Origin of the sequence: Prevotella sp. HMSC073D09 (assembly GCF_001814145.1) — a bacterium.
Taxonomy (GTDB): domain Bacteria; phylum Bacteroidota; class Bacteroidia; order Bacteroidales; family Bacteroidaceae; genus Prevotella; species Prevotella conceptionensis.
The window spans coordinates 1-276 of record NZ_KV815007.1; the positions used below are offsets into that span (position 1 = coordinate 1).

The 276-nt window shown below is 38.4% G+C and carries 1 pseudogene; it reads right to left on the bottom strand.

Annotated elements, in window-relative coordinates:
- Positions 1-189: pseudogene (locus HMPREF2955_RS00265) on the bottom strand (IS4 family transposase); the annotation flags it as partial.
- Positions 190-276: the final 87 nt, after the last annotated feature.

Consider the following 276-nt stretch of genomic DNA (forward strand, 5'->3'; position numbering starts at 1 on the left):
AATGCGGAAGAGGCAAAGGGAGAGAATCAACTCCGAAGCGGAAACTCCGTCGTGTTTCTCCAATGACAGGCGAGACAACAGGTGGCCGATGCCAAACTTGCCAAAAAGATGAAATAAATCATCGCTCATTCGGCTTTTAACACTCAAGAGTTTGGATAACTCGCTTATTTTCTCTATTTTTGCTTCCATAACAGTTTTGTTGTTTTGTCTTTGAAATCAGTTGTTTTGCGATTACTAATTTACAAAGAAAATTCGACAAACTGTTATTTTTCTATC